This is a genomic window from Rhodococcus sp. DT1 (assembly GCF_049844875.1).
Lineage (GTDB): Bacteria > Actinomycetota > Actinomycetes > Mycobacteriales > Mycobacteriaceae > Rhodococcus.
Genome location: NZ_JBNCLW010000005.1, coordinates 276,459 through 294,858, shown reverse-complemented (window position 1 = coordinate 294,858; position 18,400 = coordinate 276,459). Strand labels below are relative to the sequence as shown.

The window sequence follows — 18,400 nt, the reverse complement described above, 5'->3', positions numbered from 1 at the left end:
CGCACACCATCGCTATCGCGATATCGCCGACTCCCATTCGCCGCGTTCGGCAGCAACGAGTTCGCGCACCCGCGGCGCGACCTCGGCTGCGAAGCGTTCGAGGTCCGTCGAGGCGTCGCTCGCGAGAACGAACGTGCTCGTGCCGTGCTGCAGAGTCAGCTCGGCGAGCTGCTCGGCCCACACCTCCGCCGGACCGTGCAGAAACGAACCGTCGGCAACATCGGCGAAGGTGCCGGTGACGTTGTACAGGCGGCGGATCTGCGCGGGTTCGCGCCCGGCCTCCCGAGCGGCGTCGTCGACCCGCGCGCTCATCTCTCCCAGGACGTCGGGCCCGGCGGCGAACGAACTCGGCAGCCAGCCGTCGGCGAGCCGTCCGGTCAGTCCGAGCATGCGGGTGCCGTAGGCGCCGACCCAGATTCCGAGATCGTGTGCGGGAGCGGGGCCGCGTTTCGCACCGGACAGCGAGTAATACTCGCCGTCGACCTTCGCCCCGCCCTTCTCGTCGGACCACAGCGCCCGGATCACCGCGATCGCATCGGCCAACGCCGTCACCGCTTGCCCGGCGCTTCGGCGCGGACCTCCGTTGGCCGCCACCGCATCCCAGAACGCACCCGAGCCGAGTCCGAGTTCGACGCGGCCGCCGCTGAGCCGGTCCAGTGACGCGGCGCTGCGTGCGAGGATCACCGGTCCGCGCAGGGGAAGGTTCGCCACGTTCGGCGCGACCGTGACGGTCGTCGTCCGGGCCGCGATCCAGCTGAGCAAGGTCCAGGTATCGAGAAAACGCGACTGGTAGGGGTGATCCTGGATCGTCACCAGATCGAGCCCGGCGCGTTCGGACACGAGAGCGAGATCCACCACCCAGGCCGGGTCACCGGCGGACGGTGTGAGGAAGCTGCCGAATTCGAGGGATTGCCGGTAGTCGGGCACGTGTCACGATCCTTCCGACTCGGAGCGCGGGGCGTGGCGGCTGACGATCGAGATGCGGTTGAACGCGTTCATGGTGATGGCCACCCATGCGACGGCTGAGAGCTGGTCGTCGGTGAGGTGCGCTCGGGCCTCCGCGTAGTCGCGGTCCTGCTCGTAGCTCGAGGGCAGCACTGTCACCGATTCGGCGAGGGTGAGCGCCGCCCGCTCGACATCGGTGAACAGCTCGGTGTCCCGCCACACCGACAACACCGCGAGCTGCGTCGTCGACACGCCTGCCTTCAGCGCCTCGCGGACGTGAATGTCGAGACAGTAGGCGCAACCGTTGATCTGCGAGACCCGGATGTTGACGAGTTCGACGAGGGACCGCTCGAGCCCCGCCTCCGCGACGGCCTCGCGCACCGCGCCGGCGACGGCGACCTGTGCCCGGTAGACAGGCCGGGTCTGTTTGTCGATCAGAACGCGGGGCTCTCGGGTTTCGGTCATGTCCGCTCCTCGGGCCGGTCGGCGATCCGTCGTGCATGTGCACCGATTAGTTGACTACGCAACGTACCATCGGGCTCGCGCACGCACCGGAGATCCGGCTCGCGCACGCACCGGAGATCCGGCTCGCGACCGATACTGCGAACGGCATACTCGGAGGCATGCGACTGACCCACTTCGGCCACTCCTGCATCCTCGTGGAACACCTCGGGCAGAAGATCCTCTTCGACCCGGGCAATTTCTCGCACGGATTCGAGGGGATCACCGGCCTCGACGCGATTCTGGTCACCCATCAGCACCCGGACCACGCCGACCCCGCCCGCCTCCCGGCGCTTCTCGACGCCAACCCCGGCGCTGCCCTGTTCTCGGATCCGCAGTCCGCGGAACTTCTCGAGGGCGACTGGTCGGCGGTGCGGCCCGGCGACCGGTTCACGGTCGGCGACGTGACGATCCGGGGCACCGGCGGCCGCCACGCGGTGATCCACCCCGACCTTGCGGTTATCGACAACACCGCGTTCCTCGTCGGAGACGCGGAGAACCCGGCACGCCTGATGCACCCGGGAGACTCGCTGTACATCCCGTCCGAGAAGGTGGACGTACTCGCACTCCCGGCAGCGGCGCCGTGGCTCAAGATCTGGGAAGCCGTGGACTACCTGCGTGCCGTGAATCCCCGGGTGGCGGTGCCGATCCACCAGGGCATCATCACCGATCAGGCGAACGGCATCTTCTACGGCCGGTACTCCGACATGGCCCCCGACGGCACCGAGTTCCGGGTACTGCCGTACGAGGACGACGTCGAAGTCTGATCCGCACCCGGCGCCGCCGAGGGGGGTTTACCGCGCCGCCGCCCGCCCGGCGGCGCGGCCGGAGAAGATGCATCCGCCGAGGAACGTGCCTTCCAGCGAGCGGTAGCCGTGTACGCCACCGCCTCCGAAGCCCGCGACCTCGCCTGCCGCGTACAGCCCGTCGAACACCGAGCCGTCCGCACGCAACACCCTCGACGACAGGTCGGTTTCGAGGCCTCCCAGCGTCTTACGGGTGAGGAGATGCAGTTTGACCGCGACCAGGGGGCCGGCCTTCGGGTCGAGGATCCGGTGCGGCGACGCAATGCGGGCGATGCGATCCGGCTTGTAGGTGCGGGCCGCACGCATCGCGACGACCTGCAGGTCCTTCGTGAACTTGTTCGTCATCTCCCGGTCCCGCGACTCGACGACCGAACGCACCCGCTCGTAGTCGAGCGGCGTATCAGGCGTCAGCTCGTTCATTCCGGCGACGAGGTCGGCGAGGTTGTCGCGGACGACGAAGTCGACGCCACGCCGCATGAACGCATCCACCGGTCCGGGCGCACCCGACCGGATGCGCTGCAGGAGCAAGCGGACATCCCGGCCGGTGAGGTCGGGATTCTGCTCCGATCCGGAGAGACTGAACTCCTTCTCGATGATCTTCTGGTCCAGGAGGAACCAGGTGTGGTCGTGCCCGGTGCGCGCGATGTGCTCGAGAGTGCCGAGGGTGTCGAAACCGGGGAACAGCGGAACCGGCAGGCGAGTTCCGGTGGCGTCGAGCCAGAGCGACGACGGTCCGGGCAGAATCCGGATGCCGTGGTTCGGCCACACGGGGTCGAAGTTCGTGATGCCCTCGGTGTAGTGCCACATCCGGTCGCGGTTGACGACGTTGCCACCGGCGTTCTCGGTGATCTCGAGCATCCGCCCGTCGACGTGCGCGGGAACACCGGTGAGCATCCGCTTCGGCGGCTCGCCCAGACGCTGGGGCCAGTTCTTCTTCACGAGTTCGAAGTTGCCGCCGATACCGCCGGAAGTGACGATCACGGCTCCGGCAGCGAACTCGAATTCACCGACTCCCACCCGCGACGAAGCGACACCGCGAGCGGCGTCGGTCGGCTCGAGCACGGTGCCTCGCACCCCTGTCACCGCTCCGTCGGTGATCACCAGGTCGTCGACCTGGTGCCGGTGCTTCAGCGTGACCAGTCCCCGGTCGACGCCCTCCCGGACCTTACGAGCGAAGATCTCGACGAGAGCCGGTCCCGTGCCCCACGTGATGTGGAAACGGGGAACCGAATTGCCATGTCCCGCAGCGTCGTAACCGCCACGTTCGGCCCAGTTGACCATCGGGAAGATCTTCAGCCCGCGCTGCTTGAGCCACGCGTGCTTCTCCCCCGTCGCGAATTCGACGTACGCCTGCGCCCACCGGCGTGGCCACCGGTCGTCGACCTCGCGGTCGAAGCCCGCCGTGCCCATCCAGTCCTGGAGGGCCAGTTCGTACGAGTCCTCGATACCGAGACGCCGTTGCTCGGGACTGTCGACGAAGAACAGTCCGCCGAACGACCAGAATGCCTGTCCCCCGAGGTTGTTCGCATTCTCCTGGTCCACCAGGATCACCTTCCGGCCTGCGTCGACGAGTTCTCCCGTCGCCACGAGTCCCGCAAGGCCCGCCCCCACCACGATCACATCTGCGTCCATGCCGCAAACAGTACCGAGCGAACGCACGGCTCGGGACAAACAGTCGCCCACGCAACTCCTCAGACGGTGACGCGCCCCGTCGAGGACGCCGGCCGGCGATAGACCGACGCGAATCGTCGCTCGAACGACGACTGCGGAGTGATCACACGTCGGCGTCGCGACGTTCCGGCAGTCTCGCGCCGTTCAGTCCCTCGTCGTGCTTCCCCCAGGATTCGAAGTGCACGGCATCACCGAGGGGGCGGCCCTGTCTCCAGCCGAACCGCTCGAGGTCCGGAACCTCCTGCAGGCGTGTCACGGGACCGAGGCACAGCCAGGCGATCGGTCGGACGGGGTCCTCGACTCCGACGAAGTCGCGGAGGAATTCTTCTTCGTAGAACGACACCCACCCGACGCCCAGCCCCTCCGCCGTAGCCGCGAGCCAGAGGTTCTGGATGGCGAGAACCGCTGAGAACAAGCCGGATTCGTCGACGGTATGCCGCCCGAGGATGTGCTTCCCGCCGCGCGACGGGTCGTAGGTGACGACGATGCCGGTACGCGATTCGGCGATGCCCTCGACCTTGATGGGGTCGAAGGTCCGCCGCTTGTCCTCGGGCAGTGAATCCGCGAACGCCTTCCGGCATCCGGCGACGTGCTCGGCGAAAGCGTCAAGGCGCTCCGGATCACGGACCACCACGAAATCCCACGGCTGCGTATTACCCACGCTCGGTGCGTGGTGGGCAGCGGCGAGAACCCGGTGCAGCGCGTCCTCGCGAATCGCCTCCCCGCTGAACTCGGCGCGGACGTCGCGGCGCATGCGGATGATGTCGTACAGCGCCTCGCGCGCTCGAGCGGTGAACATGATCGTCAGGCCGGCACGACTGCTTCGATGGCCTCGATGACCTCGGGGGCGTCGGGTTCGGTGCGGGGACGGAAACGATCGACGACGGTACCGTCCGGGGCGATCAGGAACTTCTCGAAGTTCCACTGGATGTCACCGGCTTCACCGGACGCATCGGCGTGCTTGGTGAGTTCGGCATACAGCGGATGGCGGCTGTCGCCGTTGACCTCGATCTTCTCCAGCAGCGGGAAGGTCACACCGTAGGTGGCCGAGCAGAATTCCTGAATCTCCTCGGCCGTTCCCGGTTCCTGTCCCATGAACTGGTTGCACGGCACGCCGATCACGATGAGGCCGCGGTCGGCGTAGTCGTTCGCGAGCTGCTCGAGTGCGCCGTACTGCGGGGTCAGTCCGCACTTGGACGCGACGTTGACGACGAGCAGCGCGTGCCCCTCGAACGCCGCGAGGCTGGTGGGCTCACCCGAGAGGGTGTTGATCGAGATGTTCTGGAGGTCGGTGGTCATGCTTACAAGCTAGCGTGCCCGCACCGGACCGTTCGGGACGGCGGCCCCGCCCGGGACGGCAGCGTCGTCGATGCACTCAGGCGAGAGCGAGAAACAGCTTCTCGAGTTGCGCCTCGGTCATCGGCTCCTTGTTTCCGTCACCCGAATCGGTCATGCACTCCCGCAGGCCGCTGGCGACAATCTTGAAGCCGGCACGGTCGAGTGCTTTGGAGACCGCGGCGAGCTGCGTGACGACGTCCTTGCAGTCACGGCCCTGCTCGATCATCGCGATCACTCCGGCGAGCTGCCCCTGAGCACGGCGCAACCGATTGAGGACCTGGGTGATGCTTTCGTCGTCGCCGACCATGTCGATTCCTTTCGCGAATGTCTTGTCATCGTACCCCCTGGGGTATCGCCCCCGTCGTCTCACAGCTCGACGGCCCGATCGGGACCGCCGGGTGATGCGGAGGCGCATCCTCTCGCGTCACCCGGCGGCGACGGAAAGCTGACGCCATCGCCGCAGCGGACAGCGGGAGGTGCGTGTGCACGCATAGGCGGTGCCGGCGGCAACCAGCGTGAGGACCGCGACCGCGCCTCCCACAGCGGGATGCAGTTCCTGCGCAATGATGACGGAGGACATCAGCAGAACGAACCACCCGAAGCCCTTACGCAGCGTATCCGGATCGACCTTCGAGGTGAGCCGGCCACCGATCAGGCTGCCGACCACCGCGGCGCCGGTCACCATCGCCGCCAGGCGCCAGTCGATCTGCACGGACGAGAGGTAGCCACCGAGCCCCGCGAAGGATTTCATGGCGATCACGATGAGTGAGGTACCCACGGCGATGGGCATGGGCAGTCCGCCGAGCAGCGCGAGCGCGGGCACGACGAGGAAACCACCACCGGCACCGACCAGACCGGTGACCAGCCCGACGACCACGCCGTCGAGCAGAATCTTCCCGACCGGCATAGCGGGAACAGCACTTCCGGTTGCTGCCTTGTTCTTGCGGCCGCGCAGCATCGCGACCGCGGTGGCGATCATCATGGCCGCGAACGCGAGCAGCAGGATGCCGCCGGGAATGAAGCGCGAGAACAGGCCACCGGCGTAGGCACCGACCATGCCCGCCGCACCGAACAGGATGCCGGTGCGCCACTGCACGCGGCCCGCCCGCGCGTGGGAGATCGCGCCGACCGCGCTCGTGACACCGACTACGAGCAGGGAGGTGGCGATCGCTTCCTTGGCGTCCATGCCCGCGACGTAGGCGAGCAGAGGGACGGTCAGGATGGATCCTCCGCCGCCGAGCAACCCGAGGGTGACGCCGACAAGGACCGCCAGTGACACGGTCAGCGCGATCACGATCAGTTCCCTTCGGCTGCAGTGCCGCTGGAAGCGGTCAACTGTGCCACGATCGTCTGCGGATCACAGGTGGCGCCGCGGTTGTAGGGCAGCTTCGACAGCATCATGCCCATCGCGCACGTATTCGACAGTGCCGCAAAGCTCAGACCGCCACCGATGCCGGCGGCGAGCCACTTGAGCTTGGGCACGGCGACACTGCCCAGGACCGAGCCCAGCACCAGCGAGCCCGCGAGCAGACGAACCTGGCGTTCGAGTTCCCAGCGTGCGGCACCGCGAACGACCGGCAGACCCTGTCCTTCCCAACTCGTCATCCCGCCCTCGAGGATGTGCACGTTGAGCAGCCCCGCCTCGCGCAGGGTCTCCTCGGCGTGCGTCGCACGCTGCCCGGACCGGCACACCAGGACGATGCTCTCGTCGAGGTGGGCGAGGAACTCGTCGCGGTGCTCGCGCAGCAGGTCGAGGGGCACGTTGTAGGCGCCCGCGATGTGCAGGGACTCGAATTCGCCGGGGGTGCGGACGTCGACGACGCGCACGTTCGCATCGGCGCCGATCAGTTCGTGGAGCGCGCTCGGGTCGAGGGTGGCGGGACCGGACGTGGTCATAAGGAGGGCCTTTCGATTCTGGGTTGTGTGCGCACTAGGCGACGTAATTACCCCATGGGGTATTCTGGGAACTCATCGTACACATACCCCTAGGGGTATCTAAAACCATGATCTGCTGCGGGAGCTTCCCCGGCACTCCGCGGTTCCCCATGCGGAGCCGGAGACGAAACTCTGTGCAGCACGATACCCCGGGGGGTACTTGACATACCCTAGGGGGTATATGCCACGCTGTCCACAGACCCGGAATCAGCAACGGAGGAACCCATGATTCTCGAGCAGTACTACATCGAGTGCCTGTCCCACGCGTCGTACCTGATCGGCGACGAGAGCACCGGCCGGGCGATCGTGGTCGATCCGCGCCGCGATATCGGCGACTATCTCGACGACGCCGCGAAGCACAACCTCACCATCGAAGGCGTCATCAACACCCACTTCCACGCGGACTTCGTCTCCGGACACCTCGAACTGGTGGACGCGACCGGCGCATGGATCGGTTTCGGCGAAGCGGCCGAGACCGACTACCCCATTCGCCGCCTACGGGACGGGGAGCAACTTTCCCTCGGCGAAGTCCACCTGGAGATCCTCTCCACCCCGGGGCACACCTGGGAATCGATCTCGGTGGTCGTACGTGAGCGTCCCGACGCCGCACCGTCCGCAGTACTCACCGGCGACTCGCTCTTCATCGGCGACGTCGGCCGGCCGGACCTGGTCAACCTCGGCGACGGGTCCACGAGCGACCTGGCCCGGGCGATGTTCCGTACCGTGCACGAGAAACTGCTGACACTGCCCGACGAGGTTACGGTCATGCCCGCCCACGGTGCCGGTTCGTCCTGTGGAAAAAATCTCTCCACCGAGCTGACCTCCACGATCGGCGAGCAGCGAGTGAGCAACCCCTCGGTGCAGCCGATGAGCGAAGACGACTTCGTCGCGCTGATCACCGAGGGCCAGCCGGCCGCACCGTCGTACTTCTCGGCCGATGCCGCCATGAACAAGCGGATCCACCCGCTGCTCGCCCAGGACCACACCATCCCGATGCTGACTCCGGCTCAGGTCCGGACCGAGCTCACCGCGGGCACCCGTGTTCTCGACGCACGCAGCGTCGACGATTTCGCCGCCGGGCACCTGCGCGGATCGGTCAACGTCGGTTTCGACGGACGCTTCGCCGAGACCGGTGGCATGGTCGCCGAGGTCGGCGAGAGGATCGTGCTCATCACCTACCCCGGCGAGGAACAGGAGGCGGCGGTACGCCTCGCCCGGATCGGATCGGACAACGCGATCGGCTATCTCGCCGTCGCCGACGGCATGTTCCCGGCCGAGCTGACCGAACTGGTTCGGACCGCACCCCGAACCTCCGTCGAGGAACTCGACACCCTGCTCGCAGCCGGCACCGTCACCCTCGTCGACATCCGCAACCCCGGTGAGCGCGAACTCGGCACGATCCCCGGTGCGGTGCCGATCCCGTTGGCACAGTTGCGCACTCGGCTCGGGCAGGTACCGACGGGTAAGCCCATCGTGGTGCACTGCGCCGGTGGATGGCGCTCGAGCGTGGCGGCGTCGTTGCTCCGCGCCCACGGCTTCGACAACGTCTCGGATCTCACCGGCGGCTACAACGCGTGGGCCGAGAGCCACGTCGCGGCCTGATCGGTCCGGCCGGAGCCGGACCGACAACAACGAAAGAGGAGAACCCCATGTGTTACCCCGTCACCTGCCCGAACTGCCGGAAGACCGGATGGGGCGGCTGCGGACAGCATGTCGACGCCGTCATGCGATCCGTACCCGCCGGCGACCGCTGCACCTGCGGTCAGGACACCGCTCCGGCGCCGAGCCCGGCTCGGACGCTGCGGTCCCTGTTCCGCCGCTGACCGGGCAGCAGTCGCACGAACCCGCCGGTTACGACCCGGCGGGTCGCGGCGCGGTCTCCGCGCGGTAGGCACCCGACGTCTCGAGCACCCACGCGAACTCGAAAGCCACCTCGCGCCACTTCTCGTAGCGACCGGAGACACCACCGTGCCCCGCGCTCATTTCGGTTTTGAGCAGCAACTGCGAGTCGCCGGTCTTGGTGGCTCGCAACTTCGCGACCCACTTGGCGGGTTCGACGTACAGCACGCGGGTGTCGTTGATGCTGGTGATCGCGAGGATCGCCGGATAGTCGTGGGCTCCGACGTTCTCGTACGGGCTGTAGGAGCGCATGTACTCGTACACCTCGGGATCGTCGAGCGGGTTGCCCCACTCGTCCCACTCGATCACCGTCAACGGCAGCGACGGATCGAGGATGGAGGTCAGCGGGTCGACGAACGGCACGTTCGCGAGGATGCCCGCGAACAGTTCGGGAGCGATGTTGGCGACCGCACCCATCAACAGGCCACCCGCACTGCCGCCGTCCGCCACGAGCCGGTCCGGGCCGGTCACACCTTCGTCGACGAGATGCCGCGCGCACGCGACGAAGTCGGTGAAGGTGTTCTTCTTCGTCAGGGTCTTGCCGTTTTCGTACCAGTGCCGGCCCATCTCGCCGCCGCCGCGCACGTGCGCGACCACGAACACCATGCCGCGGTCGAGCAACGACAGTCGGGCGACCGAGAATCCCGGATCGATACTGGCTTCGTAGGATCCGTAGCCGTACAGCAAGGTCGGAGCCGGCCCGTCCGCCAGGTCTTTGCGCTGCACGATCGACAGCGGAATCCTGGTGCCGTCCTCGGCGGTGGCCCATTCGCGGCGCTGTTCGTAGCGTGCCGGATCGAAATCGCCGAGCACCGGCTGCGATTTGCGCAGCAGCAGTTCGCCGGTGGCCACGACGTACTCGTAGACGCGGGTCGGGGTGATGAACGAGGTGAAGCCGAGGCGCAGGACGGGCTGCTTCCACTCGGGATTGCCACCCGGACCGACTGCGAACAGTTCCTCGTCGAACTCGAGTTCGGTGAGTTCGCCGTATCCGTCGTCGGTGAGGGGCCACACCGCGATCCGGGTGAGCGCCTCGCGCCGGTAGCCGAGCACCAGGTGACCCTCGAACGCCTCGACGTCTTCGAGGCGCACGTCGTGGCGGTGCCCGATGAGGGTGCGCAGCGACGACGGGTCGTCGACCGGCGCTTCGGCGAGGACGAAGTTCTCGGCCTTCTCCCCCGTCTCCGGGTCGACATCGTTGTGCATGATCAGCAGCCGGTCCCGGCCGCCGATCACCGCATGCTCGGCGCCGTACTCGACACCCTCACGACGCGGGAGGAGAACTCTGAATTCACCTGTGGGATCATCGGATTCGAGAATCCACCCCTCGGTGGTGATCTTGGACCCGACCCAGATCATGAGATACTTCTCGCTGCGGGTCGAGCCGATCGACACCCAGTACCGCTCGTCGGGCTCGTGGAAGACCTTCACGTCCTCGTCGCGCGGGGTCCCGAGTTTGTGCCGCCACACGGTGTCGGGGCGCCACGACTCGTCCACCGTCTGATAGAAGACGTGGCTGTGATCGAGGGCCCAGGTGGCTCCCGGTGCGGTGCCGGTGATTTCGTCGGGGAGCAGTTCACCGGTCTCGAGATTCTTGAAGCGCAGCGTGTACCGCTCGTCACCGACGACATCGGTCGAGTACGCCAGCAGCGTGCCGTCCTGGCTGATCGAGAACGCCCCGATGGAGAAGAACTCGTGCCCTTCGGCTTCCACGTTTCCGTCGAGCAGCACCTGCTCGCCCGGCAGGTCGACGCCGGGAGTGACCTCGGGCGGCGTCCAGTCGTCCGCGTCCGTGATCGGGGCCCGGCACTGGATGCCGTACTGCTTGCCCTCGACGGTCCGTGCGTAGTACCACCAGTTGCCCATACGAGCGGGAACCGACATGTCGGTTTCCTGGGTACGGGACTTGATCTCCTCGAAGATCGACTCACGCAACGGCGCCAGGTGTGCGGTCTGCGCGTCGGTCCACGCGTTCTCGGCCTCGAGGTACGCGACGACCTCGGGTGATTCCTTGTCGCGCAACCATTCGTAGTCGTCGACGAACGTGTGGCCGTGATGGACACGCTCGTGCGGAACCTTCTGGGCGACCGGCGGGGTCGAATTCGAGGAGGTCATCTGCGTTCAGCCGATCCAATCGTCGAAGGAGAGCCCGGAAATACGCTCGTAGGCTTCGATATACCGCGCACGCGTCTTGTCGACGATGTACTGCGGGAGCGCGGGCGGCGGAGTGTCGGACGCGCGGTCCCAGCCGGATTCCTCGCTGGTGAGCCAGTTACGGACGATCTGCTTGTCGAAGCTCGGCTGCACCTTGCCCTCCTCGTACTCGGCGGCATCCCAGTACCGCGACGAGTCGGGAGTGAGCACCTCGTCGGCAAGGACGAGATTGCCGGCCTTGTCCAGACCGAACTCGAGCTTCGTGTCGGCGAGCAGGATGCCGCGCTCGGAGGTGTACATCGCGGCGCGGCCGTAGATATCGAGGGTGTCCTGACGCAATTTCATTGCAAGATTCACGCCGAGTTTCTCGACCACCTGGTCGAAGGTGATGTTCTCGTCGTGATCACCGAGCGCGGCCTTCGTGGCCGGAGTGAAGATCGGTTCGGGCAGGATGCTCGCCTCCACGAGACCCTCGGGAAGCGCGACGCCGCACACCGCGCCGGTGGCGCGGTAGTCGAGCAGGCCGGACCCGGTGAGGAAACCGCGCGCGACGCACTCGACGGGCACCATCTCGAGCCGCTTCACCACGAGCGCGCGGCCGAGCACCTCTTCGGGGATGCGCTCGTCGTCGGGTTCGCCGGCGAGGTGGTTGTTCGCATCGAGCAGATCGAAGAAGAACACGCTCATCGCGGTGAGGACCCGGCCCTTGTCGGGGATGGGCGTGTCGAGCACGTGGTCGTAGGCCGAGATCCGGTCGCTGGCGACGAGAAGCAGGTGCTCGTCGTCGACGACATGCAGATCACGGACCTTGCCGCCGGCGAGGTGGGGATAGGACTCGAGTGAAGGACGCACGCTGACACCCTAGTGCGCGATGCGGACGGGGACCGAACGCCGTGGCGGATATCCCATCGACGACAATGGTCCGGAACCGGTGTTCGAGCCAGGACAGGGGCGTCATGACTGCATCGTCACGGGTGGATGTCGGATTCCGCTCCGAGCGCGGGCCGATCCTCATCGCCTTGATGCTCGCGACCTCCCTGGTTGCGCTCGAGAGCACGATCCTCGCGACGGCGGTGCCCACGATCGTCGCCGACCTCGGCGGATTCACCCAGTTCCCCTGGCTGTTCTCCAGCTACCTGCTCACGCAGGCGGTGTTGGTCCCGGTGTACGGCAAGTTGTCGGACACCTTCGGCCGCACGCCGGTGCTGCTGTTCGGCATCGCGGTCTTCGCGCTGGGATCGGTGTTGTGCGCGCTGGCGTGGAGCATGCCCGCCCTCATCGCGTTCCGCGCCGTCCAGGGCCTCGGTGCAGGTGCCGTGCTGCCCATGGCGCAGACCGTCGCCGGTGACATCTACACCGTGGCCGAGCGCGCGAAAGCACAGGGATATCTCGCCAGTGTGTGGGGGATGTCCGCGGTCGTGGGTCCGGCCCTGGGCGGGGTCTTCGCCGACTTCTGGTCGTGGCGGTGGATCTTCTGGATCAACGTGCCGCTGTGCGCGATCGCTGCATGGGTGATCGTCCGCAACTTCCACGAGGACCGTCCGTCCGGCAGCGCGCGACGCGTGGACTGGGCGGGCGCAGTGACACTCGCCGCGGGCGCCGCGCTCGTGATCCTCGGCCTGCTCGAGGGTGGCCAGTCGTGGGCGTGGTCCTCGGGCATGAGCATCGGCATCTTCGCCGGTGGGATCGCCCTGCTGGTGGTCTTCGGATGGATCGAGTCCCGCGCGGCCGAACCGATCCTGCCGATGTGGGTGCTCACCCGCCGGGTCCTGATCACCACGAGCGCCGTCTCGGCCCTCGTCGGCGCGGTCGTACTCGGGTTGACGTCGTACATCCCGTCGTTCGTGCAAGGTGCTCTCGGTACGTCCGCGCTGGTCGCCGGATTCGCCCTCGCCACGATGACCATCGGCTGGCCCATAGCGGCGTCGCAGTCCGGCCGGTTGTATCTGCGGATCGGGTTCCGGCTGACCGGCCTGGTCGGTGCGGTGCCGCTGCTGGCCGGGGCGGTCCTGCTCACCCGGCTCGGAATCGGATCCTCGCCGTGGCACGTCGCAGGCTGTTGCGTGCTCATCGGTCTCGGAATGGGCCTGATCGCGAGCCCCGCACTCATCGCCGCACAATCGAGTGTCGAGTGGGCCGAGCGGGGTGTGGTCACCGGTGCCAATGCCTTCGCCCGCGCACTGGGAAGCGCCGTGGGTGTCGCCGTGTTCGGTGCGCTCGCGAACACCGCGCTGTCCCGTTCCGATGCGCCCACCGGCCGATCCGTCCCGGACGCCGCGGAGCTTGCGGCGTCCGTCGCACCCGTCTTCACCGCGGTGCTCGTCTGCGCGGTCGTCCTCACCTTCTGTGTCGCACTCATTCCGAACCGCCGGCAATCGGAATCCGACTCTGCCTGAATGTGGTCAGGGTGCCCTAAGGTGTCCGCTATGACCAACGAATACGGGATGCTCCCCGTCCTCATCGAAGTGGCGAGGGTCGAGGACATCACGCCTCACATGCGCCGGATCACGTTCGCCGGCCCCGGCGTCGCCGAATATGCCTCCGTCCCGGGCCGGGTGCCGAACATCAAGTTGGTGTTTCCCCGCGCGAACGGTCGACTCGAGGTGCCGGCCCGTAACGGATGGGGGCGGCTCGCATGGCCCGATCCGACCGTGAAACAGCAGGTTCGCACATACACGGTCCGCCGCCTCGACCCCGAGACCGCCGAGATGGACATCGATTTCGTCAAGCACGGCGACGAGGGCCTCGCGAGCGGCTGGGCCGAACATGCCCGCCCGGGGGACGTGATCGCTGCCGCGGGCGCGGGCGGAGTGACCGCCGGTGAGGCCGACTGGTATCTGATCGTCGGTGACGAGACGGCCCTGCCCGCCATCGGGCGGATGCTCGAGCACATGCGCGAAGACGCCACCGGTGTCGCCCTGATCGAGGTGGCCGACGAACACGAGCAGCAGGACCTGCGCCATCCCGACGGCGTGGAGATCCGCTGGATCCACCGCCACGGCGCACCCGCGGGCACCACCGATCAACTGTTCGACGCCGCGACCGCGATCGAGATCCCCGGGGGTGACGTCACGAAGTTCGCGTGGGTGTCGGCGGAGTCGAAGACCGTGCTGGCGATGCGCAAGTGGCTGCGGAACGAGGCAGGATTCGATCGTAAGGCCACGCTCGTCATCGGCTACTGGCGACGCGGGATGACGGAGACCGGCTACGGCAAGACCGCCGACCACGACCGGGTCGAGGACGAACACGACGAGGTCCTCCCCCACGATCACGACCACGATCACCAGCACGCTCACTGAGGACCCACCCCGGTCGCGCGGATCGTTACAGACCGGATGTTTCGTTCTGCCGCGCGATCGGGCACCATCTCTGCGGTGAGGACCAGACGTGCAGGCAACGAGACCGTCGACGACATGACATACGTCCCGCTGGGATCGTCCGAGCATGCGGCGAACCAGCTCCGGAATGCCAGGGCGATGCAGGACACGACCGACTATCAGTCACTGCGTTCAGCGATGGACGCCGAGTACTACTGGCGGGGCGTGACCGAGACGTTCCGGATCGCGGACGAGTCGTTCACCGCGGTCTCCGGCGCGACGCGCGACGTCACGGACATCTCGGCGCACGTCATGGCGCGTGCGGCCGACTGGGTGGGCACCATCGAATTGGCCGCGGAAGGCAGCCGCCTCTACGGTGCACTGGTGGCGTACACGCAAGGAGTCGGCGACGGCTACGCGGCGATCGAATTGTGGGCGCACGGCGTCCGGAACGCACACTTCTGACGAGCCCGCCCCCGGCGGTGGGCAGCGCCGACTGGCCGGCTTCCGAGCCGTCCGCTAGGTCGAACGCTCGAGGTGCGCGCGATCCCAGTTCCCGAGATCCGCTGCGGCGTCGTAGGTGCTGCGGAGGAAACCCAGCACTTCCGCGTCGGGGTCGGCTGCCGTGCGCACCGCCTCGTAGGGCAACACGAACTCGCCGAGTTCGGACGAGTAGTACGCGGCATCCGGGCGCACGGGACGGTCCGCGTAGCCGTCCGGAGCGGGGTAGGCATACGAGTAGAAGGCGCCCTCGTCTCCACCGCCGGGCCAGAATCCACAGCTGCTCAGCTCGTGCGAGTAGGCCTCGGTCATCACCTCGTCGGGGCAGTGCGGAATTCCGCCGGGATGTGGCGGTGCGGTGCGGCCCGAGAATCGGGTGCAGGCCAGATCCATTGCTCCCCAGAAGAAGTGAACCGGGCTGACCTTGCCCAGGTACTCGCCCCGGAACTGCTGCAGGACACGGTCGGCTCGGAGCAGTTGCCGCCAGAACAGGTGTGCCGCGTCGGGGTCGTACGTGCTGTGCTGGTGGTCCTGCGCGAAGGGGATCGCCGGGTCGACCTCGTTGGGCGCACCATGGATCCGGGTCTCGATGCCCAGTTCGTCCAAGGCGCCGAAGGTGCGCGAGTAGAACTCCGACACGGGCTGCGCCGTGAGCGGGACGGCGCTACGGCCTCCGTCGCTCGAACGGATCCCGAGGTTGTGCTCGCAGAAATCGAATTCGAGATCGAACACACCGCCGCGGTAGGGAATCGACGAGGTACCCAAGCCGCGTGGCGTGACGTACAACGTCGTGTGCCACCAATGGTTGACCGGCGGCGAGTGGACCAACCGGATCTTGCCCACGATCTGCAGCCACATGTGCAGGGTGTCGCGGGTGGCGGCCCAGTCGGCGACACGCAGACTCGGCCACTCGTCGTCCGGACGCTCGACGGATCGGTTCACGGCACCTCCCACGGTCGGAGTTCGATTACCGCATTCTTACCGACTTTTGCGCGCGCCGGGCGAGACTCGGCTGGACGGGAGGAAATCACGCCGGGTGCTTGCTCGAAATCGACAGTCTTCACGAACGGGAGGGTCGCCCCCGCGGCGTGCCGTCCACCGGCGACCGCGGGGGGCCGGGGGCACGCATCAACAGCGAAGCAACGAGGAAACACACCGCGCCGATCAGCGTGCCGAGATTCGCGGCCGTCGCGCTTTCGAGCCGTTGCGTGGCCGGGACGACGAGCGATCCGACCGCGGAGACACCGAACGCGATCGAACCGACCGCATTCAGCCACGTGCTGGCCCAGTTGCGGGCGTGCGGATCCCACAGGCCGTCGACATCGGTCGTCGCGACGACGGCCAGTCCACTCGAGACGAGGAAACACAGCGACCCGAACATATCCGGTTGCCAGACGAACTCGTCTCGTTCGGGTGCCGACAGACTGCGGATCACGGCGGCACCTGTACTGAGGTTGAACAGCACGGTGCCGACGAACTGGGTCAGGGCGGACCACCAGTCGTACCGGTTGACACGGGACGTCGACGGTCCGGGAGTAACCCGCCCGGTGAACCGGAACTCGGCGAACGCGGCCGCGGTGAAGAACAGCGAACCGGCGAAGTAGGTGAGGTTGCCGATATGGGCACCGACCGTCGTCGCGTAGCCGGGGGCCGCCCCGATCGCGAACAACAGTGAACCCAGCGCAAACCCCAACGACGGACCCCGGAAACCCGAATTCTGGCGGTGCCACCCCATGCGGTCACGATAAGCGGCGTTTCTGCACACCGGACGTGGACGGTTCGATCGAACGGCCGGGTCTGCGGCTACACCGGACGCCGACCGTGGTCAGGAGACAGGTTCGAGCCGATCGTCGTCCACGAACCGCCGCAACGTCGGGAACGACGCCCACATCACGACGACGAGCACGATACCGGCGACTCCGTACACCGTCAGTGCCACCGACATCGGCACCACCGACGCGATCACACCGGCGGCGATCGCACCGAGCGACGTACCCGCAGTCACCTGAGCAGACCACACCGCGGCGATACGCCCGCGGTACTCGTCGGCCGTGTTGCGCTGCACCGTCGCATACCGCATCACATCGGCGAGCGAGTCGCCGAATCCGTACGCTGCCAGGCCCAGCAGCACCACCGCGGTCACGCCGGTCGCGCCCGCTCCGGCGAGCCCTGCGGCCGAGACGGCCATGAGGACGAAGACGACCAGGCCCGACCGACGGACGGAACCCGTCCAGCCGCTCGTGAGCGAACCGAGGACGGCACCGACAGCCGGCGCGGCATAGAGCAACCCGACCACCGACGGCCCCGCGCCGAGCACGCGGTCGGCGAACGCCGGGAGCAGCACGGCCCAGCCGGTGAGCAGCATCGCGGCAAAACCTACGACGAGCACCTGGCCGATCACCCGGTTGCGGAACGCGTACGTGAAGCCCGCGGCGATCGATCTCAGCGGTGATTCGACGGACACCGTCGCCGGCGGCAGCGGTGGCAGCCGGGTGATGCAGAAGGTGGTGATCACGGTGGTGAACGCGGCGAGCGCATAGGCCAGGCCCACGCCACCGGCGGCGATCACGACACCACCCAGTGCCGGGCCGACCATCGAGCCGAGATCTGCGGTGAGCGCCATGAGGGCTCCGGCCGCCGCGAGCTTGTCGCGCGGAACCAGGCTGGGGGTGACGGCCATCAGGGCGGTCGCCGAGATACCGCCCGCCGCCCCGTCGACAACGGAGATGAGGTAGATCGCCCACATCTGTGGCTCGGGCAGGTAGGCGTTGACGGCAAGCAGCGCGAAAGCCACCGCCGCGGTCCCCCGCGCAATGGCGATCACGTTGCGACGGTCGAACCGGTCCGCGAGGACACCGCCGACGAAAGTCGCGGCGAACGTGGTGATTCCGAGGACCGCGGTCACTGCCGCGACCTGGGCGGTGGATCCGGTGAGCTGGTAGACCTGCACCGGGACCGCGACGATGAGGAACCCGAGCCCCAGCAGCGACACCACCCGCGCGGTGAACAGGTACCGGAATTCGCGACTGGTCCGGATCGGATCGAGGTCGATGGTCAGTTTCTCGAGGAAGGCCACGGCGATCCGCTCACTGTCCGGCGAGCAGGGCGCACCACTGCTCGAGGTCGGGTTCGGATGCCAGCGACACGAAATCGATGTCTGCGCCCGCGCCACGCCACTGTTCGATCAGCGCCATCAGGCGCACCGAATCGAGGCCCTGGTCCACCAGATTCACGGCCGGGTCGAGCTCGTCCGGCTCCACCTCCAGGATGCGGGCGGTATCGGCGAAGATGGTCGCGCGGTCCAACATGTTCTGTCTCCTTCTGCTGACGGTT

Annotated in this window: 19 protein-coding genes; 5 read left to right on the top strand and 14 right to left on the bottom strand. The window is 67.3% G+C overall.

The features are described from left to right. Positions 1-12 precede the first annotated feature (12 nt). Positions 13-927 (bottom strand): LLM class flavin-dependent oxidoreductase, encoded by a 915-nt coding sequence (locus tag ACLQ3J_RS14705; protein WP_425903716.1) that lies wholly within the window; start codon positions 925-927, stop codon positions 13-15. A gap of 3 nt (positions 928-930) precedes the next feature. Next, a complete protein-coding gene (locus tag ACLQ3J_RS14700; RefSeq protein ID WP_296551440.1) occupies positions 931-1,410 on the bottom strand; it encodes a carboxymuconolactone decarboxylase family protein in 480 nt (159 codons plus the stop codon). Positions 1,411-1,568: 158 nt separating this feature from the next. Between ACLQ3J_RS14700 and ACLQ3J_RS14695 the strand changes: the two genes are divergently transcribed. Further along, complete coding sequence (locus tag ACLQ3J_RS14695) at positions 1,569-2,213, top strand: MBL fold metallo-hydrolase (protein WP_169652045.1); 645 nt, start codon at positions 1,569-1,571, stop codon at positions 2,211-2,213. A gap of 27 nt (positions 2,214-2,240) precedes the next feature. Here the strand turns inward: ACLQ3J_RS14695 and ACLQ3J_RS14690 are convergent, their stop codons facing one another. The 6 genes from ACLQ3J_RS14690 to ACLQ3J_RS14665 form a co-directional block, all read right to left on the bottom strand. Next, positions 2,241-3,884, bottom strand: coding sequence for an FAD-binding dehydrogenase (locus tag ACLQ3J_RS14690; RefSeq protein ID WP_425903713.1), 1,644 nt, complete (start codon positions 3,882-3,884; stop codon positions 2,241-2,243). A gap of 142 nt (positions 3,885-4,026) precedes the next feature. Then, positions 4,027-4,722, bottom strand: a complete 696-nt coding sequence (bluB, locus tag ACLQ3J_RS14685) for a 5,6-dimethylbenzimidazole synthase (RefSeq protein WP_378527962.1) — start codon at positions 4,720-4,722, stop codon at positions 4,027-4,029. 5 nt (positions 4,723-4,727) lie between these two features. Next, positions 4,728-5,222 (bottom strand): glutathione peroxidase, encoded by a 495-nt coding sequence (locus ACLQ3J_RS14680; RefSeq protein ID WP_169621304.1) that lies wholly within the window; start codon positions 5,220-5,222, stop codon positions 4,728-4,730. Positions 5,223-5,298: 76 nt separating this feature from the next. After that, positions 5,299-5,568, bottom strand: a complete 270-nt coding sequence (locus tag ACLQ3J_RS14675) for a metal-sensitive transcriptional regulator (protein WP_169621305.1) — start codon at positions 5,566-5,568, stop codon at positions 5,299-5,301. Positions 5,569-5,685: 117 nt separating this feature from the next. Further along, entirely contained in the window at positions 5,686-6,555 is an 870-nt protein-coding gene (locus ACLQ3J_RS14670; RefSeq protein WP_425903711.1) for a sulfite exporter TauE/SafE family protein, read from the bottom strand. A 2-nt stretch (positions 6,556-6,557) separates the two neighbouring features. Then, positions 6,558-7,157 (bottom strand): rhodanese-like domain-containing protein, encoded by a 600-nt coding sequence (locus ACLQ3J_RS14665; RefSeq protein ID WP_169621307.1) that lies wholly within the window; start codon positions 7,155-7,157, stop codon positions 6,558-6,560. 264 nt (positions 7,158-7,421) lie between these two features. Between ACLQ3J_RS14665 and ACLQ3J_RS14660 the strand changes: the two genes are divergently transcribed. Beyond that, complete coding sequence (locus tag ACLQ3J_RS14660; protein WP_169651968.1) at positions 7,422-8,798, top strand: MBL fold metallo-hydrolase; 1,377 nt, start codon at positions 7,422-7,424, stop codon at positions 8,796-8,798. Positions 8,799-9,047: 249 nt separating this feature from the next. Here the strand turns inward: ACLQ3J_RS14660 and ACLQ3J_RS14655 are convergent, their stop codons facing one another. Together ACLQ3J_RS14655 and ACLQ3J_RS14650 are read right to left on the bottom strand one after the other, a co-directional pair. Further along, entirely contained in the window at positions 9,048-11,210 is a 2,163-nt protein-coding gene (locus ACLQ3J_RS14655; RefSeq protein WP_169621309.1) for a S9 family peptidase, read from the bottom strand. Positions 11,211-11,216: 6 nt separating this feature from the next. Further along, positions 11,217-12,101 (bottom strand): phosphoribosylaminoimidazolesuccinocarboxamide synthase, encoded by an 885-nt coding sequence (locus ACLQ3J_RS14650; RefSeq protein WP_169651970.1) that lies wholly within the window; start codon positions 12,099-12,101, stop codon positions 11,217-11,219. 104 nt (positions 12,102-12,205) lie between these two features. On the opposite strand from ACLQ3J_RS14650, the gene ACLQ3J_RS14645 reads away from it, so the two are divergent. The 3 genes from ACLQ3J_RS14645 to ACLQ3J_RS14635 all read left to right on the top strand — a co-directional run bounded on the left by ACLQ3J_RS14645 (position 12,206) and on the right by ACLQ3J_RS14635 (position 15,031). After that, on the top strand, positions 12,206-13,645 hold the full coding sequence (locus ACLQ3J_RS14645) for an MDR family MFS transporter (protein ID WP_425903708.1): 1,440 nt from the start codon (positions 12,206-12,208) through the stop codon (positions 13,643-13,645). 30 nt (positions 13,646-13,675) lie between these two features. Beyond that, complete coding sequence (locus tag ACLQ3J_RS14640) at positions 13,676-14,548, top strand: siderophore-interacting protein (protein ID WP_296551432.1); 873 nt, start codon at positions 13,676-13,678, stop codon at positions 14,546-14,548. Between the two features lie 75 nt (positions 14,549-14,623). Next, positions 14,624-15,031: a hypothetical protein gene (locus tag ACLQ3J_RS14635; protein WP_296551430.1), complete on the top strand. Its 408-nt coding sequence runs from the start codon at positions 14,624-14,626 to the stop codon at positions 15,029-15,031. Positions 15,032-15,085: 54 nt separating this feature from the next. On the opposite strand, the gene ACLQ3J_RS14630 is transcribed toward ACLQ3J_RS14635, so the two are convergent. The 4 genes from ACLQ3J_RS14630 to ACLQ3J_RS14615 all read right to left on the bottom strand — a co-directional run bounded on the left by ACLQ3J_RS14630 (position 15,086) and on the right by ACLQ3J_RS14615 (position 18,375). Next, entirely contained in the window at positions 15,086-16,009 is a 924-nt protein-coding gene (locus ACLQ3J_RS14630; RefSeq protein WP_169621313.1) for a DUF5996 family protein, read from the bottom strand. A gap of 118 nt (positions 16,010-16,127) precedes the next feature. Continuing rightward, positions 16,128-16,802: a hypothetical protein gene (locus ACLQ3J_RS14625; protein WP_425903706.1), complete on the bottom strand. Its 675-nt coding sequence runs from the start codon at positions 16,800-16,802 to the stop codon at positions 16,128-16,130. Positions 16,803-16,892: 90 nt separating this feature from the next. After that, positions 16,893-18,143, bottom strand: coding sequence for an enterobactin transporter EntS (entS, locus tag ACLQ3J_RS14620; RefSeq protein WP_169651974.1), 1,251 nt, complete (start codon positions 18,141-18,143; stop codon positions 16,893-16,895). Positions 18,144-18,153: 10 nt separating this feature from the next. Continuing rightward, entirely contained in the window at positions 18,154-18,375 is a 222-nt protein-coding gene (locus ACLQ3J_RS14615) for a phosphopantetheine-binding protein (RefSeq protein WP_169621316.1), read from the bottom strand. Positions 18,376-18,400 lie beyond the last annotated feature (25 nt).